The sequence below is a fragment of the Streptomyces sp. NPDC043427 genome (assembly GCF_056436655.1).
Genome location: NZ_JBWKCC010000039.1, coordinates 19852 through 43024 on the forward strand (window position 1 = coordinate 19852; position 23173 = coordinate 43024).

Sequence of the window (23173 nt, forward strand, 5' to 3'; positions counted from 1 at the left end):
GACAGAGGTTTGGATCACTTGGCCGCCTGCTTCTCGCGCTCACTTGCCCTGGACGGGACGGCAGTTCGGATACTGGTCGCACCAGATGGTGGTGGTGACGGTCACGGTGACGGTGGCCCCGGGCCGCTGCCCGCCTCCGGGGCCCGGGTTGACGGGCGAGGGCGTTCCGTTGCAGTTGCCGAGGCCGCTGACGTGGAACCTGACCTTGCCGCCGACCTTGGCGGTGAGATCACCGCGCACACAGGCGCCGCTGACGGCACGCGTGACCTTGCCGGTGACGGTGATGTCCTTCCCGTCGCCGGTCTCGCCCTCGCAGTCCACGGAGGCGACGGTGTCCTCACTCGCCGAGGGCGCGGAGGGCGACTTGTTCCCGGCCTTGTCGCCGTAGTCGGCCGTGCAGGTCAGCCAGCGCACGTCGATCTTCTGCCGTTCGAGCTCCTTCGTCGCCGTCTCGTCGGTGGTGTACGCCACCGTCGCCGCGCTCAGTCCGCCCGGATCGCACGCCACGGCTCCCCCCACGGCCATCAGCGCGAGGCCGGCGACCGCGGCCGCCCGTGTTCCGCGCGGCCGGACCTGAATCCGCCTCAAAGCCCCCATGGTCGGACAGCGTGCCACTGTCCCGGCCGACGCGGAAGGGCGCATACGGCCACTCCTGCACCGGCGCGCGACGGTCAGCCGAGCAACAGCAGCCACTCCTGTAGTTCCACCAAGTTGCCCTCGGGGTCCCTGAGATGGGCGACCCGCATGCGGTCGGTCATGGGCGCGGGGCCGTGTACAAGGGTGGCACCGCGGGCGGTGATCTGCTCGCAGTAGGTGTCCAGGTCGTCAACGCGCAGCACGACCAGGGAGCGGTGGCCGGTCGCCGTGTCACCGAGCTCGTCGAGGACCTCGGCCATCATGGTCCGGTCCTGCAGCGCGACGCCCGCCGATCCGATGGCGGGGCTGAACTTCTCGTACGGCCCCTGTGTGGAGCCCGACTGAGGCTTGAGGCCGAGGACGTCGGCGTAGAAGCGGTAAGAGGCGGCGAAGTCGGTGACCAGCAGCCGTACTTGAGCCAGTTCCATCGTGGTGTCTCCCGGGTCTCCCGGTGTCTCCTGGTGTCAGGACCAGCGGCCGGTGCGGCCGAGGAGCAGGGCCGCGGCGGCGGTGCCCGCGGTGGAGGTGCGCAGGACGGTCCGGCCGAGCCGGTAGGGCCGTGCGCCGGCCTCCTCGAAGAGCGCCAACTCCTCGGGGGAGACGCCTCCTTCGGGGCCGACGACGAGCACGATCTCGCCCTGGGCGGGCAGTTCGGCCGTCGCGAGCGGGGTGTCGCCGCTCTCGTGGAGTACGGCGGCGAAGTCGGCGTCGGCGACCAGCGCCGCGACCTGCTTCGACGTCGCCGCGTCGGCGACCTCGGGGAAGCGGACCCGGCGGGACTGCTTGCCGGCCTCCCTGGCCGTGGCCCGCCACTTCGCGAGAGCCTTCAGCCCGCGCTCGCCCTTCCACTGCGTGATGCAGCGGGAGGCGGCCCACGGGACGATCGCGTCGACGCCGGTCTCGGTCATGGTCTCCACGGCGAGTTCCCCGCGGTCGCCCTTCGGCAGGGCCTGCACGACGGTGATCCGGGGGGCCTCGGCGGGCTCCTCGACGACGTCCTTCAGGCTCACGACCAGCCGGTCCTTGCCCTCGGCGACGACCACCTCGCCCTCCGCCCAGCGCCCGGCGCCGTCGGTGAGGACGACGGCCTCACCGGGCCGCAGCCGCTTCACGGAGACGGCGTGCCGCCCCTCGGGTCCGTCCAGGACGAACTCCCCGGCACCGGCCGCACCGAAGTCCTCGACGACGAACACGGGCGCCGTCATCGGCCCGCGTCCTCACCCGGGCACCCCGACAACGCCGCCCTGGCCGCGCCCAGTTCGTCGGCCAGCACCTCGACCAGCCGCCCGGCGGGCAGGTCCCGGGCCATCCGGTGCCCCTGCCCGGCCCACAGGGCCATGCCCTGCGCGTCCCCGGCCTTGGCTGCCGCCTTGCGCAGCGGGGAGGTGAGGTGGTGGACCTCGGGGTAGGCGGCGGGCGCGTACGGGCCGTGCTCGCGCAGGAAACGGTTCACCAGGCCGCGCGCCGGACGCCCCGAGAAGGCGCGGGTGAGTTCCGTCCGTACGAACAGCGGGTTGGTCAGCGCCTCCTTGTGCACGGCCTGCGCGCCGGACTCCGGCGTCGCGAGGAACGCCGTGCCGAGCTGCGCCGCGCTCGCGCCCGCGGCCAGCACGGCGGCGATCTGGCTGCCGCGCATGATGCCGCCGGCGGCGACGAGGGGAAGGCTCACGGCCTCCCGGACCTGGGCGAGCAGGGACAGCAGTCCGAGAGCGGAGCCGTCGGTCTCCGGGAGGTCCCGGTGGGTGCCCTGGTGGCCGCCGGCCTCCACACCCTGCACGATCACCGCGTCGGCGCCCGCCCGCTCCACGGCCACGGCCTCGTCGGGGGTGGTGGCGGTGACGAGGGTGAAGGTGCCGGCCCGGCGCAGGGACTGAAGCACCTCGGGGGTCGGCACGCCGAAGTGGAAGGACGCCACCGGCACCGGGTTGTCGAGGAGTACGGCGAGCTTGGCCTCGTATCCGTCGTCACGGCCGCTGTCCGGGTCGCCGAGCTCCGTCTCGTACCAGGCGGCCTCGCCGGCGAGCTGGTGGGCGTAGACGTCGACGGCGCCGGTCTCGGCATACTCCGGCTGCGGCATGAAGAGGTTCACGCCGAAGGGCCGGGAGGTGAGGCTCCGCAGCTGTTTGATCTCCTGGTACAGCCCGTCGGCGGTCTTGTACCCGGCGGCGAGGAACCCGAGCCCGCCCGCCTCACAGACGGCGGCGGCGAGCTGCGGCACGGAGACACCGCCCGCCATGGGGGCCTGCACGATCGGCTGGGGAAAGAGATCGGTCAGCGCGGAGGACATGACGGCATGTTGTCACGTCCTCCGGACGGGACCGAATCGGGCCGCCTCTCTGGCACAGGCCAAGTGAAGACAGCCCGTCCGGCTTTCGAGGACGAGGTCCGTTCAGGGCCGAACGGGGGTCTGGGGGCGCAGCCCCCAGCACCACGGTCACCGCCCGTTGAACGCGTCCTTCAGCCGTGAGAACAGGCCCTGCTGCCCCGGCTGACTGTGCCCACCCGGGGGCCGACCCCCGGCCCCCCCCAGCACCAACCACAGCCCGCGTCACCGCCCGTTGAACGCGTCCTTCAGCCGTGAGAACAGGCCCTGCTGCCCCGGCTGGAACTGCCCCTGCGGCCGCTCCTCGCCCCGCAGCTTGGCCAGCTCCCGCAGCAACCGCTCCTGCTCAGGATCCAGCTTCGTCGGCGTCGTGACCTCGACATGGACGATGAGATCGCCCCGGCCGCCACCCCGCAGGTGGGTGACGCCCCGGCCGTGCAGCGGGATCGACTGGCCGGACTGGGTGCCGGGCCGGATGTCGACCTCCTCGAGGCCGTCCAGCGTCTCCAGCGGCACCTTCGTGCCGAGAGACGCCGCCGTCATCGGGATCGTCACCGTGCAGTGCAGGTCGTCCCCGCGCCGCTGGAAGGTGGCATGCGGCAGCTCGTGGATCTCGACGTACAGGTCACCGGCGGGACCGCCACCGGGCCCGACCTCGCCCTCGCCCGCGAGCTGGATGCGCGTGCCGTTGTCGACACCGGCGGGGATCTTCACCGTCAGCGTGCGACGCGAACGCACGCGCCCGTCGCCCGCGCACTCCGGGCACGGCGTCGGGACGACCGTTCCGAAGCCCTGGCACTGCGGGCAGGGGCGGGAGGTCATGACCTGGCCCAGGAAGGACCGCGTCACCTGCGACACCTCACCGCGGCCGCGGCACATGTCACAGGTCTGCGCGGTCGTGCCCGGCGCCGCGCCCTCACCACTACAGGTGGCGCAGACGATCGCGGTGTCGACCTGGATGTCCTTGGTCGTGCCGAAGGCCGCCTCGTCAAGCTCGATCTCCAGCCGGATCATCGCGTCCTGGCCGCGCCGCGTACGCGAGCGCGGGCCGCGCTGGGACGCCGTACCGAAGAAGGCGTCCATGATGTCGGAGAAGTTGCCGAAGCCACCGGCGCCGAAGCCGCCCGAGCCACCGCCGCCCGCCTGTGACAGCGGGTCGCCGCCGAGGTCGTAGACCTGCTTCTTCTGCGGGTCCGACAACACCTCGTAAGCGGCGTTGATCTCCTTGAACCGCTCCTGGGTCTTCGGATCGGGGTTGACGTCCGGGTGCAGCTCGCGCGCGAGCCGCCGGAAGGCCTTCTTGATCTCTTCCTGCGACGCGTCGCGGCGCACGCCGAGAACGGCGTAGTAGTCCGTGGCCACTTACGACTCCGCCAGGATCTGTCCGACGTACCGTGCCACTGCGCGTACCGCTCCCATCGTTCCCGGGTAATCCATGCGGGTCGGTCCGACCACGCCGAGCTTGGCGACTGCCTCGCCGCCCGAACCGTAACCGACCGACACCACAGACGTGGAGTTGAGCCCCTCGTAGGCGTTCTCGTGACCGATGCGTACGGTCATGCCCGAATCTCCCGCCTCGCCCAGGAGTTTGAGGAGCACGACCTGCTCCTCCAGGGCCTCCAGGACGGGCCGGATGGTGAGGGGAAAGTCATGTCCGAAGCGGGTGAGATTGGCGGTGCCGCCGATCATCAGCCGCTCCTCGTTCTCCTCGACAAGCGTCTCCAGCAGGGTGGAGAGCACCGTCGTGACCGTACCGCGGTCCTCGACGTCGAACCCCTCCGGGAGGTCCTCGACCAGTCGCGGCACGTCGGTGAACCGGCGCCCCGCGACCCGGCTGTTCAGCCGCGCCCGCAGGTCCGCCAGGGACGCCTCGCCGAAGGGCGCCGGGCAGTCCACCATCCGCTGCTCGACCCGGCCGGTGTCCGTGATCAGCACGAGCATCACGCGCGCGGGGGCGAGCGAGAGCAGCTCCACGTGCCGCACGGTCGAACGGGTCAGCGACGGGTACTGCACGACGGCCACCTGCCGCGTCAGCTGCGCGAGCAGCCGCACCGTACGGGCGACGACGTCGTCGAGGTCGACAGCGCCCTCGAGGAAGTTCTGGATGGCGCGCCGCTCGGGCCCGGTCATCGGCTTCACGCCGGCCAGCTTGTCGACGAACAGCCGGTAGCCCTTGTCGGTGGGGATGCGCCCGGCGCTGGTGTGCGGCTGGGCGATGTACCCCTCGTCCTCCAGGGCCGCCATGTCGTTGCGGACCGTCGCCGGGGAGACGCCGAGGTTGTGCCGCTCGGTGAGCGCCTTCGAGCCCACCGGCTCCTCGGTGCCCACATAGTCCTGGACGATGGCGCGCAGCACCTGGAGCCTGCGTTCACTCAGCATCGCGCGCACCTCCCGTACTCGTCCCCTCGACATCCGCCTGGCACTCTGCGCGTGCGAGTGCCAGCGTTCCCCGGCCAGTGTACGGCTGGGGGGTACACCCGGGGCAAGGCTGGTACCCGGCACCGCACGCTGGAGAGTGCTCCGGGCTAGCGTCGCCGTATGACCGTGACTTGGGAAGAGCTGGGCTGGGAGCGGGTGGCGGCCGGGGTGGGGCGGTGTCGGCTGCCCGGGTGGGACTGCACGGCGGGGCTGGTCGTCGGGCCTCGCGCGGTCCTGGTGATCGACGCGGGGTCGAGTCTCGCGGAGGGGGCGCGGCTGCGGTACGCGGCCCAGGAGCTGGCCGGCCGACGTGTGACTCATCTCGCTCTCACCCATCCCCACTTCGACCATGTCTTCGGGGCGGCGGCGTTCGCGGGCGCGGAGGTCTTCGGCGCGGTGGGCCTCGACACGGTGTTGGCGCAGGGGCGTGCGGAGCTGCGCACGGACGCCCTGCGCAACGGCCTGGACCCGTCGGCGGCGGACGAGGCGGTGGAGACCCTCGTCCGGCCCCACCACCACGTCTCCGGCGAGTGGACCCTCGACCTCGGCGACGGCCGCCAGGCGCTGCTCGCGAACGTCGGTCCCGGGCACACCGCCCACGACCTCGCGGTGCTCGTCCCCGGCGCCCCGGAGGTCGTCTTCTGCGGTGACCTCGTCGAGGAGTCCGGCGAGCCCCAGGCCGGTCCCGACGCCGTACCGGCCCACTGGCCGGCCGCCCTCGACCGGCTCCTCGACCTCGGCGGTGAGGACGCGCTGTACGTGCCGGGTCACGGAGCGGTGGTGGACGCGGCGTTCGTGCGGGCGCAGCGGGACGCGTTGGCGGCGCGTTTCGGCGTGTCGCGGTGATCGTGGGGCGGGTTCTCCTATCGTCATCCGAATGCGCCAGTACTCGACGGATCTGACCCCGCCGTGGAAGAAGCCCCAGCCCGTGCCCGAGGTACCGGCGGACCCGGGCCTGGTGGTCGAGGAGCCCGGCACCGGCTTCTGCGGCGCGGTGATCCGCTGCGAGGCGGGCACCGTCACCCTGGAGGACCGCTTCGGCAAGCACCGGGTGTTCCCGCTGGAGCCGCGGGGGTTCCTGCTGGAGGGCAGGGTGGTGACGCTCGTGCGTCCGCCGTCATCGGCTCCGGTACGTCCCACCCGTACGGCATCCGGTTCGGTCGCCGTCCCCGGCGCACGCGCGCGGGTGGCTCGCGCCGGGCGGATCTACGTCGAGGGCCGGCACGACGCGGAACTCGTCGAGAAGGTCTGGGGCGACGACCTGCGCATCGAGGGCGTGGTCGTGGAGTACCTGGAGGGCGTGGACGACCTGCCCGCCATCGTGGCCGAATTCGGCCCGGGGCCGGACGCGCGACTGGGGGTGCTGGTGGACCACCTGGTGCCGGGTTCGAAGGAGTGGCGCATCGCCGAGTCGGTGACGAGTGAGCACGCGCTGGTGGTGGGACACCCGTACATCGACGTCTGGGAGGCGGTGAAGCCGTCGTCCCTGGGCATCGAGGCGTGGCCGCGCGTACCGCGCGGGCAGGACTGGAAGACGGGGGTGTGCCGGGCGCTGGGGTGGCCGGAAAACACCGGCGCGGCTTGGCAGGGGATTCTCGGGCGGGTGCGGTCTTACCGGGACCTGGAGCCGGAGTTGCTGGGGAGGGTGGAGGAACTGATCGACTTTGTCACGGGTAGCGGTGGGGCCTGACGTTGGGGAAGGTTCCGAACTCGGTGGTGTCCAATTCGAGCCCGAGTTCCTCCAGCGGTAGTGGTGCCCCGAACCTGGTGATCTGCTGCCGCTGGTAGTCGGCATCCTCTCCCTTCCCAACAGGCCTCGTCAGCAGGACGCACTGGGCCATGATCGGATCCACGATGAGGTAGGCGGGCACTTCGCCGGCGGCGTAGATCGACCGCTTGATTTCATAGTCTCGCTGGACGCTGGTCTTGGAGACGACCTCGACGACCATCGTGATCAGGTGGCACGGCAACAGCCGTCCCGAAGCGGGCATGACATCGCGCTCGACAACCACCAGGTCCGGTACCGGCTCACTGGCCTCATCGAGGATGTCGACGTCCTGGGTCTGCAGGCGGGACCAACGCTTCCGTGGGATCTGATCCAGCACGTCTTCCACGATCATGTTGTGCACCAGATCAGGGCTGGCCATCATCACGATTTCCCCCCGGAGAAGCTCGACCTTGACGCCCTCGGGAGGCTCAAGCTCCTCGAAGTACTTGGTCATCCCACGCTCGTCCACAGCGGTCATCTCCGTGGCCCTCCACATCCGCCGCGTACTTTTAACGGCAGCCTACGAACCAGGTTAGGGACCGAACCGGCGTTCCGCACCGATTCACTCCGCCGGGTGATCAGTCCACCAGATCCCGCACCACGGCGTCCGCCAACAGCCGCCCCCGCAAGGTGAGCACCGCACGCCCCTCCTTGTACGGCCTCTCCTTGAGCAACCCGTCGCCCAGCGCCCGACGTGAAGCCTTCAGCCCCTCCTCCCGCAGCAGCTCCAACGGCACGCCCTCCCGCAGCCGCAACTCCAGCAGGATTCGCTCCACTCTGCGGTCTTCCTCCGACAACAGCTCACGACCCGCACCTGGGGAACGGCCGGCGGCCAGCGCCGCCGCGTACGCCCCCGGATGCTTCACGTTCCACCAGCGCACCCCGCCCACGTGGGAGTGCGCCCCGGGGCCCGCGCCCCACCAGTCGGCGCCCCGCCAGTACAGCTCGTTGTGCAGGCACCGGCCGGCGTCCGACGTGGCCCAGTTCGACACCTCGTACCAGTCGAAACCGGCCGCCGACAGCATCTCGTCCGCCATCAGATACCGGTCGGCGTGCACGTCGTCGTCGGTCATCGGGACCTCGCCGCGGCGGATGCGGCGGGCGAGCTGCGTACCCTCCTCGACGATCAGCGCGTAGGCCGAGATGTGGTCCGGGCCGGCCCCGAGCGCCGCCTCGAGCGACGCCCGCCAGTCGTCGTCCGACTCCCCCGGCGTGCCGTAGATCAGATCAAGGTTCACGTGCTCGAAGCCCGCCGCCCGGGCCTCCGCCACGCACGCCTCCGGGCGACCCGGCGTGTGCGTGCGGTCCAGGATCTTCAGCACGTGCTGCCGGGCGCTCTGCATCCCGAAGGAGAGCCGGTTGAAGCCTCCGTCCCTGAGTCGCGCGAGGTACGCCGGGTCCACCGACTCGGGGTTCGCCTCCGTCGTGACCTCCGCGTCCGCCGCCAGCCCGAACTCGTCGCGGACCGCCTCCAGCATCCGTACGAGGTCGTCCGCGGCCAGCAGGGTCGGCGTACCGCCGCCGACGAAGACCGTACGGACCTCGCGCGGGTCGTCGCCGAGGACCTTGCGGGCCAGCCGGATCTCGTCGATCAGGGTGTCGGCGTAGTTGTCGCGGGAGGCGAGGACGCCGCCGGTGCCGCGCAGCTCGGTGGCGGTGTAGGTGTTGAAGTCGCAGTAGCCGCAGCGGGTCGCGCAGTACGGGACGTGCAGATAGAACCCGAGGGGGCGCGCGGCGGCGCCGGTGAGCGCGTGCGCGGGGAGTGCGCCGTCGTCGGGGACGGGCTCGCCGTCGGGGAGTGCGGAAGGCATGCCTTCCATTGTCCAGCACCCGGCCTGTCGCTCGTCCTACTCGGCCTGCAGCACCAGCAGCGCCAGGTCGTCCTCCGGCGGCTGCCCGCCGAACTCGTGCACCAGCCGCTTGATCCGGTCCGCGATCAGCTCCGCGTCCAGGCCCGCGCATCCGGCGAGCGCCGCGGCGAGGCCGTCGCCGTCGTCGAACTGGCGGGAGCCGCAGCGCCGCTCGGTCACCCCGTCGGTGACGCACAGCAGACTGTCGCCGGGCCGCAGCTCGACGGTGTCGCAGGTGTACGTGACCTCCTCGATGACCCCGAGCAGGGTCTGCGGCTGCGCGACCGTACGGACGCTGCCGTCCGGTCCGAGGAGTAACGGCAGGGGGTGCCCGGCGGAGGCGAGGGTGCAGCGGACGCCGCCCTCGAAGGGGGCCAGCTCGCCGTAGAGGAGGGAGAGGAACCGGGTCTGCGGGCCGTCGCCGGGCACGGCGGGGCCGACGAGCGCGCGGGCCGCCGCGTCGGCGGCCTCGGTGGCGTCGTCGAGGAGGAGCTGGTTGAGGCGGTCGAGGACGTCGGCGACGCCGTAGCCCTCGCGGGCCAGCAGCCGCAGCCAGGGGCGGGCCAGGCCGATGACGACGGCCGCCTCGGGCCCCTTGCCCTGGACGTCACCCACGGCGAAGCACCAGCGGCCGTCGCCGGCCGGGAACAGGTCGTAGAAGTCGCCGCTGGGCCCGCCCTTGTCGCAGGGCTCGTAGACGAGGGCGCTGCGCACCCCCGGTATCTCGGCGACGGCGCCGGGCAGCAGGCCGCGCTGGAGTACGGCGCTGATGGTGGCCTGGCGGGCGTACTGGCGGGCCGCGCCGATGGCGAGCGCCACCCGGCGGCCGAGGTCCTCGACGAGGCCGGTGACCTCGTCGGGGAAGCGCGGGGTCGCGGCCCGCCCGATGACCAGCGTGCCGAGCGGGCGGCCGCCCGCGACGAGGCGGTACGCGAGGGCCGCGCCGTCCTCTCCGGCCGCGCCGAGCGCCTCACCGGGCCAGGGGAACGGCACGGGCCCGGACCGTAACGCGTCGGGCCGGCGCGGCGGGTCCTTCTCCAGGGTCCGGCGCAGTTCCTCGATGCGGTTCTCGCTCCCGTGCCAGACCCGGGCGAGGCGCGGCCCCGGGCCCACGGTGCCGTCCCCCGTCCAGCCGCCGCGGCCGCTGAGCTCGTCCTCCAGCCACACCGCGCACCAGTCGGCGAGGCGCGGCACGATCAGCTGGGCGGTGAGCGCGGCCACGAGGTCCTCGTCGAGTTGCCCGGCGAGCAGGTCGGAGGCCTCGGCCAGGAAGGAGAGGGCGCCGCGGTTGAGCCAGTCGCGCTCGGGGGCTCGGCGGGGTGCGAAGGCGTCCCAGCCCGCTGGGGTTCCGAGGGCGTGGGGGGCATGGGAGGCATGGGGGCCATCGAAGGCCTGGGCAAGTTCGGGGGCTTGCGGGACATCGAAGTCCTGGTGAGCTTCGGGGGCGTGCACACCGGCGCCCCTCCCGGCGTACACCGGCGTGTGCGCGGCGCTGAACATCTCCACCGCACCGGACGTCTCCATCGCACCGGCGTACGCCCCGCTCAGCCCGCTCGCACCCTCCGCCACGTCCTCGGCGTGCGCCTCCCCCTCCGCCGGTACCCGCGCCCACACCGTCTTGGCGCCCTTGCGGAAGGTGACACCCCAGGTCTCGGAGAGCGCGGAGACGAGCCGCAGGCCGCGCCCGTACTCCGGGGTGTCGTAGGGCGTCTCGGGGGCGCCGTCGTGCGGGGCGCGCGAGGGGTGGTGGTCGGAGACCTCCACCACCACCGCGCCCGTCTCCTCCAGGCCGCACATCAGCTCGACGTCGGTGCCGGCGTGGACGACGGCGTTGGTGACGAGTTCGCTGACGACAAGCATCGCGTCCTCGACCAGACGTCCGCTGACGTGCTCGGTCCCGGGCAGGCCGAGGTCGGTCCACTCCTCCAGCGCGGCGCGCAGCAGTGCGCGGGCGTATCCGGGCGCGAGGGAGCTTCCGGACAGGGCCGTGCGCGCCTGCGCACGCGGGTGCGTGGGCGCCTCAGCGGCATGCGCAGGCACATCTGAAGCAAGGGAAACGGTCTCCCGTTGCGTCGGAATGGCCCTCATGGACAGCTCCCGAGCAGTTCGGAGGAATACGCCTCGGACGATGCGGACAGAGTTACAGACTGGCCGCGCCCATAAGCGCCGAGTTACCGAAGTGGGCTGTCATGAGTGAGAACAGTGCTACGCGTGTGCTCGAAGACGGACAGAAAGAGGACCGGATTCGAGCATCCGACCTGCGTCCACTGCTCACCGCGAAGGCGCGGCGTGTCAAGCACGAACCGGTGCGGTACGGCCGACTCGACGAGCGGCTCTCGGCCGGCCCGGGTCAGGGCGGCCTGTTTTCGGACTGGCGGCGCGCTGGGCGCTCCCGCTCACCGCGAAGGAACGGAGCAGGAGGCGACCCATGGGTGAGCGAGCGGGCGACGACCGCGCCGGCATTCTCCTTGTCGACGACATGGAGGACAACCTGATCGCCCTGGAGGCGGTCCTCGCCTCCCTCAACGAGCCCCTGGTCCGCGCCCGTTCCGGCGAGGAGGCCATGAAGGCCCTCCTCCGCCGCCGCTTCGCCCTCGTCCTCCTCGACGTCCACATGCCCGCATGGACGGCTTCGAGACCGCCGCCCACATCAAACGCCTCGACCAGACCAAGGACGTCCCGATCATCTTCCTCACCGGCGCCGCCGACGACGCCGGCTACGCCTTCCGCGGCTACGCCACGGGAGCGGCCGACTTCGTGAGAAAGCCGTTCGACCCGTGGGTGCTGAGAGCGAAGGTGAGGGTGTTCCTGGAACTGGAGGAGCTGCGCAACGAGGTGAGAGAGCTCCGCCGGCTCATGGGCAAGGGGCAAGGCAACTGACCCGCCCCCTACGCCTCGCGCGCGCCCGCGTACATCTCGTCGATCAGGTGCTTGTACTCCCGCTCCACGACCGGCCTCTTCAACTTCAGACTCGGCGTGATCTCCCCGTGCTCCACATCCAGATCCCGGGGAAGCAGCCGGAACTTCTTGATCGTCTGCCACTTCTGAAGCCCGGAGTTGAGTTCCTCGACGTATCCCTGGACGAGCGAGACGGTCGCCGGTGCGGCGACCACCTCCGCGTACGACTTTCCGCCCAGCCCGTTCTCCTCGGCCCACCCCAGGATGGACGGCTCGTCCAGAGCGATCAGCGCCGTGCAGAAGTTCCGGTCCGCGCCGTGCACGAGGATGTTGGAGACGTACGGGCACACCGCCTTGAACTGCCCCTCGACCTCCGCGGGCGCGATGTACTTGCCGCCGGACGTCTTGATGAGGTCCTTCTTGCGGTCGGTGATCCGCAGGTAGCCGTCGGGTGAGAGCTCACCGATGTCCCCGGTGTGGAACCAGCCGTCCGACTCCAGCACCTCGGCGGTCTTCTCGGGCAGCTTGTGGTAGCCCTCCATGATGCCGGGGCCCCGCAGCAGGATCTCCCCGTCGTCCGCGATGCGGACCTCGGTGCCGGGAAACGGCTTGCCGACCGTGCCGGTGCGGTAGGCCTCGCCGGGGTTGACGAAAGAGGCCGCCGACGACTCCGTGAGGCCGTACCCCTCGAGGATGTGGATCCCCGCGCCCGAGAAGAAGTACCCGATCTCCGGCGCGAGGGCGGCCGAGCCGGAGACGCACGCGCGGAGCCTGCCGCCGAAGGCCTCGCGGAGCTTGGCGTAGACGAGCGCGTCGGCGACCTTGTGCTTTGCCCCGAGTCCGAACGGCACGGAGGCCGTCCCGGTACGCCGGAAGTTGTCCTGCGCCGCCTTGGCGTACTCGCGAGCGACCTCCGCCGCCCACTGGAAGATCTTGTACTTGGCCCCGCCGCCCGCGCGCGCCTTGGCCGCGACGCCGTTGTAGACCTTCTCGAAAATGCGCGGCACAGCCGCCATGTACGTCGGCTGCACGACCGGAAGATTCTCGATGATCTTGTCCACACGGCCGTCGACGGCGGTGACGTGGCCGACCTCGATCTGGCCCGAGGTGAGCACCTTGCCGAAGACGTGCGCGAGAGGCAGCCACAGGTACTGCACGTCCTCGCCGCTGATCAGCCCGGTCGCGGCGATCGCCTTCGCCATGTACGACCAGTTGTCGTGCGGCAGGCGCACGCCCTTGGGGCGGCCGGTGGTGCCGGAGGTGTAGATGAGGGTGGCGAGCTGGTCGGGGGTGATCGCGCCGACCCGCTCCTTGATCAGCTCGGGGTCCTTCTCCAGGCGGGCCGCGCCGCGCTTCTCCAGCTCGTCGAGGGTGATGATCCAGTCGGCGGTCTCGACACCGGCCGGGTCGACCACCACGACGTGGGTGAGGTCGGGCAGCTCGGCGCGCTTCTCGACGGCCTTCGCGAGCTGGGCCGCGTTCTCGGCGATCAGCACCCGGCTCTCGGAGTCGGAGAGGATGAACGCCGACTCCTCGGCATTGGTCTGCGGGTAGACGGTGGTCGTGGCGGCGCCGGCGCACATGATGCCGAGGTCCGCGAGGATCCACTCGAGGCGGGTGGAGGAGGCGAGGGCGATGCGCTGCTCCGGCTGGACGCCCAGCTCGATCAGGCCGGCCGCGATGGCGTAGACGCGTTCGGCGGCCTGCGCCCAGGTCAGCGCCTTCCAGTCATCGGGGCCCTGACCTGCGGCGGGGGGTACGGGATAGCGGTATGCCTCGGCGTCCGGCGTGGCTGCCACGCGGTCCAGGAAGAGGCCCGCCACGGACGGCGGACGGTTCTCGATCAGTGTCTGTGTGTCGCTCACGACATCCTCCGGGCCCGCGGCAGTGCGGCTGGCTCAAATGCGGCTGGTTTCACTCACGCGCTAACACGGTCACGCGCTCTTGTTTAACTCGCGAGTAACTATCGAGCAGGCATCAGCGTAAAGCGCGACCGGCCGGTGCGTAAGTCTCCGCGCCCTGTCACTTTCTACAGAGAGCGACCACCCACACGCACAAGGGCCCGCCGCACTTTCGCACGACGAGCCCCTTTATGCCCATTTTGCCGGTGGTGCGATATGTAACCGCCGGTTACTTCTTGCCCTTGCCCGACCCCGCGCTGTCATCGCTGGAGAGCACGGCGATGAAGGCCTCCTGCGGAACTTCCACGGAACCCACCATCTTCATTCGCTTCTTGCCCTCCTTCTGCTTCTCCAGCAGCTTCCGCTTACGGGAGATGTCACCGCCGTAGCACTTGGCGAGCACGTCCTTGCGGATGGCGCGAATCGTCTCGCGGGCGATGACCCGGGAGCCGATGGCGGCCTGGATGGGCACCTCGAAGGCCTGCCGCGGGATGAGCTCGCGCAGCTTGGCGACGAGCCGCACACCGTACGCGTACGCCGCGTCCTTGTGGGTGATCGCCGAGAAGGCGTCCACCTTGTCGCCGTGCAGCAGGATGTCGACCTTCACCAGGCTGGAGGTCTGCTCGCCGGTGGGCTCGTAGTCCAGGGAGGCGTAGCCGCGGGTCTTGGACTTCAGCTGGTCGAAGAAGTCGAAGACGATCTCGGCGAGCGGGAGGGTGTAGCGGATCTCGACCCGGTCCTCGGAGAGGTAGTCCATGCCGAGCAGGGTGCCGCGCCGGGTCTGGCACAGCTCCATGATCGAACCGATGAACTCGGTCGGCGCCAGGATGGTGGCGCGCACGACCGGCTCGTACACCTCGTTGATCTTGCCCTCGGGGAACTCGCTCGGGTTGGTGACGGTGTGCTCGGTGCCGTCCTCCATGACCACGCGGTACACCACGTTGGGCGCGGTCGCGATCAGGTCGAGGCCGAACTCGCGCTCCAGCCGCTCGCGGATCACGTCGAGGTGCAGCAGGCCGAGGAAGCCGACGCGGAAGCCGAAGCCGAGGGCCGCGGAGGTCTCCGGCTCATAGACGAGCGCGGCATCGTTGAGCTGGAGCTTGTCGAGGGCCTCGCGCAGCTCGGGGTAGTCGGAGCCGTCCAGCGGATACAGGCCGGAGAAGACCATGGGCTTGGGGTCCTTGTATCCGCCCAGGGCCTCCGTGGCGCCCTTGGCCTGGCTGGTGACGGTGTCACCGACCTTGGACTGGCGGACGTCCTTCACACCCGTGATGAGGTAACCCACCTCGCCGACACCGAGGCCGTCGGCCGAGAGCATCTCGGGCGAGTTGGTGCCGATCTCCAGCAGCTCGTGCGTGGCGCCCGTGGACATCATCCGGATCCGCTCGCGCTTGTTGAGCTGACCGTCGATGACACGAACGTAGGTGACCACGCCCCGGTACGAGTCGTACACGGAGTCGAAGATCATGGCGCGCGCCGGGGCGTCCTTGACGCCGACCGGGGCCGGGATCTCGCGGACGACCTTGTCGAGCAGCGCGTCGACGCCCACGCCCGTCTTGGCGGAGACCTTGAGGACGTCCTCGGGGTCACAGCCGATGAGGTTGGCGAGCTCCTCGGAGAACTTCTCCGGCTGGGCGGCCGGCAGGTCGATCTTGTTCAGTACGGGGATGATCTTGAGGTCGTTCTCCATCGCCAGGTAGAGGTTGGCGAGAGTCTGGGCCTCGATGCCCTGGGCTGCGTCGACGAGGAGCACGGTCCCCTCGCACGCGGCGAGCGACCGCGAGACCTCGTACGTGAAGTCGACGTGCCCCGGGGTGTCGATCATGTTGAGGATGTGCGTGTTGCCCTGGTCCGGGCCCGTCGTCGGGGCCCAGGGCAGACGCACCGCCTGGGACTTGATCGTGATGCCGCGCTCACGCTCGATGTCCATGCGGTCGAGGTACTGAGCACGCATCTGCCGCTGCTCGACCACACCGGTCAGCTGGAGCATCCGGTCGGCGAGTGTGGACTTGCCGTGGTCGATGTGCGCGATGATGCAGAAGTTGCGGATCAGAGCCGGGTCGGTACGGCTCGGCTCGGGCACATTCATAGGGGTCGCGGGCACGCAGGGTCCTGATTCTTGAGGTATCCGCAGGGTCAGCGGCTCGGGTTCGGATCGATACGTAGCCTCCATGGTCCCACGGGCGGGGAGCTGCGACCGGTTTGGGCCATGGGATGGGCCACTGGTAGCCTGGGTGGCTGTGCCTCATGCCCTCTCAGCACGAGGCACTCCTCAAGAAAATCACCGGTACGGGACCCGTGCGGCCCCGTGCCTGAACCTGCAAAGGCTCATTCGTGGCGAACATCAAGTCCCAGATCAAGCGGATCAAGACCAACGAGAAGGCTCGGCTGCGCAACAAGGCCGTCAAGTCCTCCCTGAAGACCGCGATCCGCAAGGCCCGCGAGGCCGCTGCCGCGGGTGACGTCGAGAAGGCCACCGAGTACCAGCGCGCTGCCGCGCGTCAGCTCGACAAGGCTGTCTCGAAGGGCGTCATCCACAAGAACCAGGCCGCCAACAAGAAGTCGGCGCTTGCCACCAAGGTCGCGTCCCTCAAGGGCTGAACACCTTTCTGATCTGACCGCCGGAAGGACCCAGAGCGGGCCCTCTCTCATCCGCTCCCGACCGGCACCCTCGGACCTCGCGCGCGGCCTGCGTTCGCCACGCGGGCGCGAGAGTCCAACCAGTCCGAACCGAAGGCCCCGGCGCCTCGCCCTTCCCCAGGGCGGGCACCGGGGCCTTCGGCATGCCGGTGCGGGCCGTCGGCCGACGGGGGTTGTCCACCTGCCGTCACGACCAGAATTCGTTGCTCTTGTCGATGTCCTCGAGGCACTCGTCGAGGTCGGTGATCTTGTCTCCGACGATCCGGAAGACGATGCCGCCGTTCTCGTCGATGTGCTTGCCGCCCCGGTCAGCGGTGAACCGGTGCGTGGAGACGGCGTGCCCGCGGCCGTCGACGAACACGTTGAGCAGCGCGACACGGAACGATCCGCCCGTCTCCGAGGAGAGCCGGCCGTAGTACCCGTCGATGATCGAGTCGATGCCCTTGAAGTCGCCCGAGAGCGGGTGGGAGCCGGGTACATGGTGGGTGCAGTCCCCGGTCATCAGGCCGCGCAGAGTGTCCGTGTCTCCACGCTGGAAGGCGTCGTAGCCCTTGCGGACGAGCGCTGCGTGCGGGTGTTCAGCCATGACGATCGCCACCTTTCCGTGTTCGGCGAGGTACGGCTGATACGCACGATTCTCCTCCCCGAGGCTCCTATCCGCGTCCTCGGGAACGGGCCGCCCGCGCGATCGTGACGACCGCCTTTTCCAGCGCGTACTCGGGATCGTCGCCGCCGCCCTTGACTCCCGCGTCCGCCTCCGCCACCGCGCGCAGGGCGACGGCGACCCCGTCCGGTGTCCATCCGCGCATCTGCTGGCGCACCCGGTCGATCTTCCACGGCGGCATCCCCAGCTCCCGCGCCAGGTCGGCCGGTCGGCCGCCCCGCGCCGAGGACAGCTTGCCGATCGCACGCACGCCCTGCGCCAGCGCACTGGTGATCAGCACGGGTGCGACTCCGGTCGCGAGCGACCAGCGCAGCGCCTCCAGGGCCTCCGCCGCCCGCCCCTCGACGGCACGGTCGGCGACCGTGAAGCTCGACGCCTCGGCCCGGCCCGTGTAGTACCGCCCGACGACGGCCTCGTCGATGGTCCCCTCGACGTCGGCGACCAGTTGGGACACGGCCGACGCCAGCTCCCGCAGATCGCTGCCGATGGAATCGACGAGCGCCTGGCAGGCCTCGGGCGTGGCGGAGCGCCCGGTCACCCGGAATTCCTGTCTCACGAAGGCCAGCCGGTCGGCGGGCTTCGTCATCTTCGGGCAGGCCACCTCCCGCGCGCCCACCTTGCGGGCGGCGTCGAGCAGTCCCTTGCCCTTGGCTCCGCCCGCGTGCAGCAGCACGAGGGTGATCTCCTCGGCGGGCGCCCCCAGATACGCCTTCACGTCCTTGACCGTGTCGGCCGACAGGTCCTGCGCGTTGCGTACGACGACGACCTTGCGCTCGGAGAAGAGCGACGGACTCGTCAGCTCGGCGAGCGTCCCGGGCTGCAACTGGTCCGGGGTCAGGTCGCGTACGTCCGTGTCGGCGTCGGCGGCCCTGGCGGCGGCCACCACCTCCTGCACGGCACGGTCGAGCAGGAGGTCCTCCTGGCCCACGGCGAGCGTCACGGGGGCGAGAGGGTCGTCATTCGCAGTCTTCCTGGCCATCGCGACAAGCATCCCACGGGCCACTGACAACGAAGTGCGCGCGCCGGGCCCGCTGAGGCTACGGCTCCTCGCGCCAGCCGTCCCATTCCCCGGCGAACGCGTCCAGCCGCACGGGATCCAGCCGCTCCTCCTCGTCCCGCAGGACGACGAGCCACTGCGCGTCCTCGGCGTCGTCCTCACCGGCCAGCGCGTCCCGCACCAGCCGCGGCTCCTCCGCGATCCCGAACCGCTCACCGAGCGCCTCCGCCGCCTCCTGAGCGGCATCGCGGTCGGGCAGCACCAACACATGTCTCACATCACTCACCGGGCCATTGTCGGCCACGCCTCCCCTCGCCCTGTCACCCCCCTTCACCCCCGCCATCCCCGTAATCCCTGTGATCCCCGTAATCCCTGTCGTCCCCGTCATACGGTCCGTACGGTCGGCACCGAGGTCAGCTCGATCCCGAACCGGTCGCGATACGCCGTCAGCACCTCCTCGTCCGTGGCCAGCTCCCGCTCCTCACGCCTGCCGTCGGCGGCCGTCTCCGTGAGCCTGCGTCCGCTCAGCGTGACCCTCCCGCCCTCCTCGGTGACCCGCGAGCAGACCAGCGACCGTACGAAGTGCGAGGTCGGCGCGGTGCTGTGCCACCAGGCCCCGACGGCGAAGTCGCCGAGCACCCGAGGCCGCAGCTCCAGGCGGTACTCGGGCCTGCCGTCGCGGATGACGTCCAGATCGGCCGCCCCGGCCACCCCGGGTGCCCCTCCCAGCGCCCCCGCCGCGTCCGGCCCCGCCTCGACGATCCGGAACACACCGCCGGGATCCACTTGTTCGCCCCGCTCCTCGAACGCCAGCGGATAGTGGCTGTGCGCCCCGAAGCCGATGTCCGCCAGCCAGGCCCCCGCGTCCACCGTCCGCACCCGCAGCGCCATGTGGTCGTACGGGATCCCGAGCCGCCCCTCCTCCCCGTACACCCGCCCGGCAAGGAGCGTGACATCGAACCCCAGCGCGGTGAGCAGCCCCGCGAACGCCCCGTTCAGTTCGTAGCAGAACCCTCCCCTGCCCGTGCCCAGCACCTTGTCCAGCAGTCGCTTCTCCTCCAGCACGATCTCCTCGCCGAGGTGGATCGACAGGTTCTCGAAGGGCACGGTCTGCAGGTGGCGCAGGTGCAGTTCACGCAGGACGTCGATGGTGGGCCACGCCGGGTGGGCGACCCCGAGACGGCGGAGGTAGGCGTCAACCTGTGCGGAGTTCATGCCCTCAGTCTCGCGCCACCCTCAGCTCACCGCCCAGGGCGGCGACCGCCACCGCGCCGTCCTCGTCCGTGCGCAGCACCGTCGCACCCCCGGCCCGCAACGCGGCGACCGTGCTGGGCGCGGGATGCCCGTAGGGGTTGTCCTCACCGCACGAGATGAGCGCGAGCCGGGGAGCCGCCGTGCGTATGAGGTCGGGATCCTGGTAGGCGGAGCCGTGGTGAGCCACCTTGAGCACATCGACACCGCCCAGCAGCCCGGCCGCCGGTGACCGCAACAGGGCCCGCTGGGCCGGGGGCTCGAGGTCACCGAGCAGCAGCAGGCGCAGCCCCGCCGTGCGGGCCAGCAGGGTGACACTGGCGTCGTTGGGGCCCTCCGGCTCCGGCACCGGGTGAGGCGGAGGCCACAGCACCTGCCAGGACAGGGCGCCGATCCGGCGCTCTTCCCCGGCACCGGCCCGGGTGAGGGGAACGTGGTGTGCCGCCGCCTCCTTCCGTACGAACTCCGCCTGCTCGGCGGGCTCTTCAAAGCCCGTTGTCTCGATCGCGGCCACCGCGCGCCCCCGCAGCACGCCCGGCAGTCCGGCCACGTGGTCGGCGTGGAAGTGGGTCAGAAGGACGAGGGGGACCCTGGTGATGCCGAGGTCGCGCAGGCACCGGTCGACCAGCGTCGGATCGGGCCCGGCGTCCACCACCACCCCGGTGCCCTCGCCCGCCGCGAGCACCGTGGCGTCGCCCTGGCCCACATCGCACATCGCGAACCGCCAGCCGGGCGGCGGCCAGCCCGTGACCACCCGGGGCAGCGGCGGCGGCTGCACCACCACGAGCAGGAGCAGCAACCCGCACGCCCCGCACAACCACGGATGCCCCAGCAGCCGTCTGCCGACGAGCACGACCGTCGCCGTGGCGAGGGCCAGCAGGAGCGCCCCCGTCCAACTGTCCGGCCAGTCCACTCCCGCGCCGGGCAGCGCCGCCCCCGTCCGCGCCACGTCCGCGATCCAACCGGCGGGCCAACTCGCTCCCCACGCCAACGCCTTGGCCACCGGCATCGCCACCGGCGCCACCGCCAGCGCCGCGAACCCCAGCACCGTGGCCGGTGCCACCGCGAACTCGACCAGCAGGTTGCACGGCACCGCCACCAGGCTCACCCGAGCCGACAGCACCGCCACGACCGGCGCGCAGAGCGCCTGCGCGGCGCCCGCCGCGGCCAGCGCCTCCGCCAGCCGGGGCGGCACCCCGTGGCCCCGCAGCGCGGTGCTCCAGCGGGGCGCGAGCGTCAGCAGGGCGCCGGTGGCCAGGACGGAGAGCAGGAAGCCGTAGCTGCGGGCCAGCCACGGGTCGTACAGCACCAGCAGCAGGACGGCCGTCGCCAGCGCCGGGACCAGCGAGCGGCGGCGGCCCGTCGCGAGGGCGAGGAGGACGACCGCCCCGCAGGCCGCGGCCCGCAGGACGCTCGGGTCGGGCCGGCACACCACGACGAAGCCGAGCGTGAGCGCTCCGCCGAGCAGTGCGGTGGCCCGCAGGGGGATACCGAGACGCGGGGCGAGGCCGCGGCGCTCGACGTGCTGGGCGACGCCGGGCGGGCCCAGTAGCAGGGCGAGGATGATCGTGAGGTTGCTGCCGGACACGGCCAGGGTGTGCGCGAGGTCGGTCTCCTTGAAGGCCTCGTCCAGCTCGGGCGTGATACGCGCGGTGTCCCCGACGACCAGCCCCGGCAACAACGCCCTGGCGTCCGTCGGCAGCCCGTCGGTGGCCTCCCGCAGGCCGGCGCGCAGCCGACCTGCGAGCTGCTGGGCACCGGACGGCTCGCCCACCACGTCCGGCGCCGACTGTTGTCCCGTTGCTTCCGGCGCCGACCGCTCCCTGATCTCCGGGTTCGGCCGCTCCCGTGCCCGTACCCGCAGCACCGCCGCGATCCGGTCACCGCCGGCCAACGCCGGTGCGAGCCGCCCGCTCACCCGCACCCTCGTGGAGGGCAGCAGCGCGAGCCAGGGGGCACGCCGGGCATCGGTGGCCGACTCATCATCGTCCCGGCCGCCGTCCGTGCCCACGTCCACGATCATCAGCACCGGCGCGCGCGTGGCCACGTCCCCGACTCGAAGGACCTCCGCGCCGATCAGTACGGCGGGGCGAGCCGCGTGGTTGCCGGTGACGCGGGGCCGGCTGAGCCGCGGGTCCGCGGTGACCTCCACCTCCGCGGTCACCGTGGCGTACTGCCGGGCCGACACCGGCACCGGTCCACGCCGCAGGTCCGCCCCGTGCAGCCCGGCGGAGGCAGCCGCCGCGGCGACGCACAGCAGCACGGCGGCGACCGTCGTACGCGACCACGCGCCGCCTCGCCCGGCCTGCGAGGCACCGCCCCGTCCACGCCACCGCACCGCCAGCAGTACGACAGCCAGACCCAGGCACACCCCACCCACTCCGGCGACCACACCCGGCGACGCGTCCAACGCCAGGGCCGCCGTCACCCACGCCGCGAGCGCGGGCGGCACGAGGCGCAGATCCGTCGGCCCTTCTTGCCGGGGGTTCGCGGCCCCGAGCCGGTTCCCGGAGGCGGCGTGCACGGCGGGGCGGGCGGAGGGAGCGTCGCCGGGGTGGGGCGGCACGCCTCCGCCGGACGGCCCACCTTCCCCGAGCCGCACAACACGTCCCGCCCTCATGGCCGTACGAGGTTGCGCAAGTCGGCGAAGCGGCGTTCGCCGATGCCGTTGACCTCGCGCAGTTCGTCGGTCGAGCGGAAGCCGCCGTGCCGGGTGCGGTAGTCGACGATGTGCTGGGCCAGCACGGGTCCCACGCCCGGGAGGGTGTCGAGCTGGTCCACCGTGGCCGTGTTCAGGGACACCGGGCTCGCGGGTGCGGCTCCGCCCGGCGCGCCGCCGGCCGCGCCGGCACCTCCGGGGCCCGGAGCGACGCCCGGCGCCGCGGCGGGCCCGCCGACGAGCACCTGCTCCCCGTCCACGAGGAAGCGGGCGCGGTTGAGGCCGTCGGTGGTCGTGCCCGGCCGTACCCCGCCGGCCGCGCGCAACGCGTCGGCCACGCGTGAGCCGGCCGGGAGGCGATGGATCCCGGGGTCACGGACCTTGCCGCTGACGTCCACGACGATCTCCGCACCGGCCGTGCCCGTGGCCGTGGGCGCACCGGCCGAGGCACCGCCGGGCTCGTCCGCGGCCCTGCCGGGCTCCCGTGCTTCGTACGGTGCCGCCGCCCGCACCACCTCGGGTGCCCGGACGGGCTGGGGCCGCCCGGTCCAGAAGTGCTGGACGGCGAAGGCCGCGGCGGCGACGAGCAGTGCCGTGAGCGCCAGTACGCTCCGCAGCTCCAGCCCGCACCGCGCCTGCAGCCACACCGGCATCCGCTCCCGCAGTGCGAGCCCGACCCGCGTCCCCGGCCGAGCACGCGGCGCCTCTTCCGGGTTATCGGTGTCCCCCGGCCAAGGGGGCCCCGCATGGACCGCCTCGGCGTCCGCAGCCCCGACCACCGCCGCCCGGCCGGACGGACCGTCGAAGCCCTCGCCCACCTCCGCACCCAAACCCGAACCCGCACCCGCACCCGCACCCGCACCCGCAGGCACGCCACCTCGCACCTCCCCCCGCGGCCCACTCCCCGACTCCCCCCGCGGTCCCTCCCGTTGGGCGAAAAGCACCTCCGCGCGCCGACGGAGTTCCTCCGCCGAAGCATGCCGATGCCGGGCAGCGCCAGGTGTGGTGCGCGGGCGGCGGCGCAGGTGGCGGGTGCGGACGTCGGACGTGGCTCCACGGCCCGGTCCACTCGTCGCGGTCGCTGTGCGTGAGCGTGATCGAAGTGCCATGGGACGAGGGTCGACGAACACCACCGACCCGCGATGATCTTGCTCAATTCCCGGGGAGT

The 23173-nt window shown here is 71.6% G+C and carries 20 protein-coding genes and 1 pseudogene; 4 read left to right on the plus strand and 17 right to left on the minus strand.

Annotated features, from left to right (window positions below; translation table 11 throughout):
• Window positions 1–39 precede the first annotated feature (39 nt).
• The 6 genes from AC067M_RS40490 to hrcA form a co-directional block, all read right to left on the minus strand.
• The gene (locus tag AC067M_RS40490) at window positions 40–597 is read right to left on the minus strand and encodes a hypothetical protein (protein WP_478702010.1); all 558 of its coding nucleotides are present in this window, start codon (window positions 595–597) and stop codon (window positions 40–42) included.
• Between the two features lie 74 nt (window positions 598–671).
• Complete coding sequence (locus AC067M_RS40495) at window positions 672–1064, minus strand: VOC family protein (RefSeq protein WP_478702011.1); 393 nt, start codon at window positions 1062–1064, stop codon at window positions 672–674.
• Window positions 1065–1100: 36 nt separating this feature from the next.
• Window positions 1101–1841 (minus strand): 16S rRNA (uracil(1498)-N(3))-methyltransferase, encoded by a 741-nt coding sequence (locus AC067M_RS40500; RefSeq protein WP_478702012.1) that lies wholly within the window; start codon window positions 1839–1841, stop codon window positions 1101–1103.
• Window positions 1838–2923, minus strand: a complete 1086-nt coding sequence (locus AC067M_RS40505; protein ID WP_478702013.1) for a nitronate monooxygenase — start codon at window positions 2921–2923, stop codon at window positions 1838–1840. Before AC067M_RS40505 ends, AC067M_RS40500 begins: the two co-directional genes overlap by 4 nt.
• Before the next feature lie 261 nt (window positions 2924–3184).
• Window positions 3185–4321 carry a molecular chaperone DnaJ gene (dnaJ, locus tag AC067M_RS40510; protein WP_478702014.1) on the minus strand — a complete coding sequence of 379 codons (1137 nt, stop codon included), beginning with the start codon at window positions 4319–4321 and terminating at the stop codon, window positions 3185–3187.
• Complete coding sequence (gene hrcA, locus AC067M_RS40515) at window positions 4322–5338, minus strand: heat-inducible transcriptional repressor HrcA (protein WP_393630496.1); 1017 nt, start codon at window positions 5336–5338, stop codon at window positions 4322–4324. It lies immediately after the preceding gene.
• A 159-nt stretch (window positions 5339–5497) separates the two neighbouring features.
• On the opposite strand from hrcA, the gene AC067M_RS40520 reads away from it, so the two are divergent.
• Together AC067M_RS40520 and AC067M_RS40525 are read left to right on the plus strand one after the other, a co-directional pair.
• The gene (locus AC067M_RS40520; RefSeq protein WP_478702015.1) at window positions 5498–6223 is read left to right on the plus strand and encodes an MBL fold metallo-hydrolase; all 726 of its coding nucleotides are present in this window, start codon (window positions 5498–5500) and stop codon (window positions 6221–6223) included.
• Window positions 6224–6254: 31 nt separating this feature from the next.
• Window positions 6255–7067, plus strand: coding sequence for a DUF3097 domain-containing protein (locus tag AC067M_RS40525; RefSeq protein WP_478702016.1), 813 nt, complete (start codon window positions 6255–6257; stop codon window positions 7065–7067).
• Here AC067M_RS40525 and AC067M_RS40530 read toward each other — a convergent pair.
• The 3 genes from AC067M_RS40530 to AC067M_RS40540 all read right to left on the minus strand — a co-directional run bounded on the left by AC067M_RS40530 (window position 7045) and on the right by AC067M_RS40540 (window position 11083).
• Entirely contained in the window at window positions 7045–7623 is a 579-nt protein-coding gene (locus AC067M_RS40530) for a Uma2 family endonuclease (protein WP_478702017.1), read from the minus strand. The genes AC067M_RS40525 and AC067M_RS40530 overlap by 23 nt on opposite strands.
• Before the next feature lie 100 nt (window positions 7624–7723).
• Window positions 7724–8956, minus strand: coding sequence for a radical SAM family heme chaperone HemW (gene hemW, locus AC067M_RS40535; protein WP_478702018.1), 1233 nt, complete (start codon window positions 8954–8956; stop codon window positions 7724–7726).
• Between the two features lie 36 nt (window positions 8957–8992).
• Window positions 8993–11083 carry a SpoIIE family protein phosphatase gene (locus AC067M_RS40540; protein WP_478702019.1) on the minus strand — a complete coding sequence of 697 codons (2091 nt, stop codon included), beginning with the start codon at window positions 11081–11083 and terminating at the stop codon, window positions 8993–8995.
• A gap of 340 nt (window positions 11084–11423) precedes the next feature.
• Between AC067M_RS40540 and AC067M_RS40545 the strand changes: the two are divergent.
• A pseudogene (locus AC067M_RS40545) lies at window positions 11424–11842 on the plus strand (response regulator); the annotation flags it as partial.
• A 41-nt stretch (window positions 11843–11883) separates the two neighbouring features.
• Here AC067M_RS40545 and AC067M_RS40550 read toward each other — a convergent pair.
• Together AC067M_RS40550 and lepA are read right to left on the minus strand one after the other, a co-directional pair.
• Window positions 11884–13758, minus strand: coding sequence for an AMP-dependent synthetase/ligase (locus AC067M_RS40550; protein ID WP_478702020.1), 1875 nt, complete (start codon window positions 13756–13758; stop codon window positions 11884–11886).
• A 265-nt stretch (window positions 13759–14023) separates the two neighbouring features.
• Window positions 14024–15898 carry a translation elongation factor 4 gene (gene lepA, locus AC067M_RS40555; protein ID WP_478702021.1) on the minus strand — a complete coding sequence of 625 codons (1875 nt, stop codon included), beginning with the start codon at window positions 15896–15898 and terminating at the stop codon, window positions 14024–14026.
• A 230-nt stretch (window positions 15899–16128) separates the two neighbouring features.
• Between lepA and rpsT the strand changes: the two genes are divergently transcribed.
• The gene (rpsT, locus tag AC067M_RS40560; protein WP_030172934.1) at window positions 16129–16395 is read left to right on the plus strand and encodes a 30S ribosomal protein S20; all 267 of its coding nucleotides are present in this window, start codon (window positions 16129–16131) and stop codon (window positions 16393–16395) included.
• Between the two features lie 226 nt (window positions 16396–16621).
• Here rpsT and AC067M_RS40565 read toward each other — a convergent pair whose 3' ends face one another.
• The 6 genes from AC067M_RS40565 to AC067M_RS40590 form a co-directional block, all read right to left on the minus strand.
• Window positions 16622–17020: a nuclear transport factor 2 family protein gene (locus tag AC067M_RS40565; RefSeq protein ID WP_478702022.1), complete on the minus strand. Its 399-nt coding sequence runs from the start codon at window positions 17018–17020 to the stop codon at window positions 16622–16624.
• 67 nt (window positions 17021–17087) lie between these two features.
• Window positions 17088–18077: a DNA polymerase III subunit delta gene (holA, locus tag AC067M_RS40570; RefSeq protein ID WP_478702023.1), complete on the minus strand. Its 990-nt coding sequence runs from the start codon at window positions 18075–18077 to the stop codon at window positions 17088–17090.
• 58 nt (window positions 18078–18135) lie between these two features.
• Window positions 18136–18381 carry a hypothetical protein gene (locus AC067M_RS40575; RefSeq protein WP_478702024.1) on the minus strand — a complete coding sequence of 82 codons (246 nt, stop codon included), beginning with the start codon at window positions 18379–18381 and terminating at the stop codon, window positions 18136–18138.
• A 98-nt stretch (window positions 18382–18479) separates the two neighbouring features.
• Window positions 18480–19310, minus strand: a complete 831-nt coding sequence (locus AC067M_RS40580) for an arylamine N-acetyltransferase family protein (protein ID WP_478702025.1) — start codon at window positions 19308–19310, stop codon at window positions 18480–18482.
• Window positions 19311–19314: 4 nt separating this feature from the next.
• Window positions 19315–21966, minus strand: coding sequence for a ComEC/Rec2 family competence protein (locus AC067M_RS40585; RefSeq protein WP_478702026.1), 2652 nt, complete (start codon window positions 21964–21966; stop codon window positions 19315–19317).
• On the minus strand, window positions 21963–23114 hold the full coding sequence (locus AC067M_RS40590; protein WP_478702027.1) for a ComEA family DNA-binding protein: 1152 nt from the start codon (window positions 23112–23114) through the stop codon (window positions 21963–21965). The genes AC067M_RS40585 and AC067M_RS40590 overlap by 4 nt, the downstream gene beginning before the upstream one ends.
• Window positions 23115–23173: the final 59 nt, after the last annotated feature.

Coding starts and splice junctions, on each gene's coding strand:
- holA (WP_478702023.1), bottom strand. CDS start 18,077: ATGGCCAGGAAGACTGCGAATGACGACCCTCTCGCCCCCGTGACGCTC.
- AC067M_RS40495 (WP_478702011.1), bottom strand. CDS start 1,064: ATGGAACTGGCTCAAGTACGGCTGCTGGTCACCGACTTCGCCGCCTCT.
- AC067M_RS40490 (WP_478702010.1), bottom strand. CDS start 597: ATGGGGGCTTTGAGGCGGATTCAGGTCCGGCCGCGCGGAACACGGGCG.
- AC067M_RS40590 (WP_478702027.1), bottom strand. CDS start 23,114: ATGGCACTTCGATCACGCTCACGCACAGCGACCGCGACGAGTGGACCG.
- hrcA (WP_393630496.1), bottom strand. CDS start 5,338: ATGCTGAGTGAACGCAGGCTCCAGGTGCTGCGCGCCATCGTCCAGGAC.
- hemW (WP_478702018.1), bottom strand. CDS start 8,956: ATGCCTTCCGCACTCCCCGACGGCGAGCCCGTCCCCGACGACGGCGCA.
- AC067M_RS40505 (WP_478702013.1), bottom strand. CDS start 2,923: ATGTCCTCCGCGCTGACCGATCTCTTTCCCCAGCCGATCGTGCAGGCC.
- AC067M_RS40540 (WP_478702019.1), bottom strand. CDS start 11,083: ATGAGGGCCATTCCGACGCAACGGGAGACCGTTTCCCTTGCTTCAGAT.
- AC067M_RS40525 (WP_478702016.1), top strand. CDS start 6,255: ATGCGCCAGTACTCGACGGATCTGACCCCGCCGTGGAAGAAGCCCCAG.
- AC067M_RS40565 (WP_478702022.1), bottom strand. CDS start 17,020: ATGGCTGAACACCCGCACGCAGCGCTCGTCCGCAAGGGCTACGACGCC.
- AC067M_RS40530 (WP_478702017.1), bottom strand. CDS start 7,623: ATGACCGCTGTGGACGAGCGTGGGATGACCAAGTACTTCGAGGAGCTT.
- AC067M_RS40580 (WP_478702025.1), bottom strand. CDS start 19,310: ATGAACTCCGCACAGGTTGACGCCTACCTCCGCCGTCTCGGGGTCGCC.
- AC067M_RS40500 (WP_478702012.1), bottom strand. CDS start 1,841: ATGACGGCGCCCGTGTTCGTCGTCGAGGACTTCGGTGCGGCCGGTGCC.
- AC067M_RS40585 (WP_478702026.1), bottom strand. CDS start 21,966: ATGAGGGCGGGACGTGTTGTGCGGCTCGGGGAAGGTGGGCCGTCCGGC.
- AC067M_RS40520 (WP_478702015.1), top strand. CDS start 5,498: ATGACCGTGACTTGGGAAGAGCTGGGCTGGGAGCGGGTGGCGGCCGGG.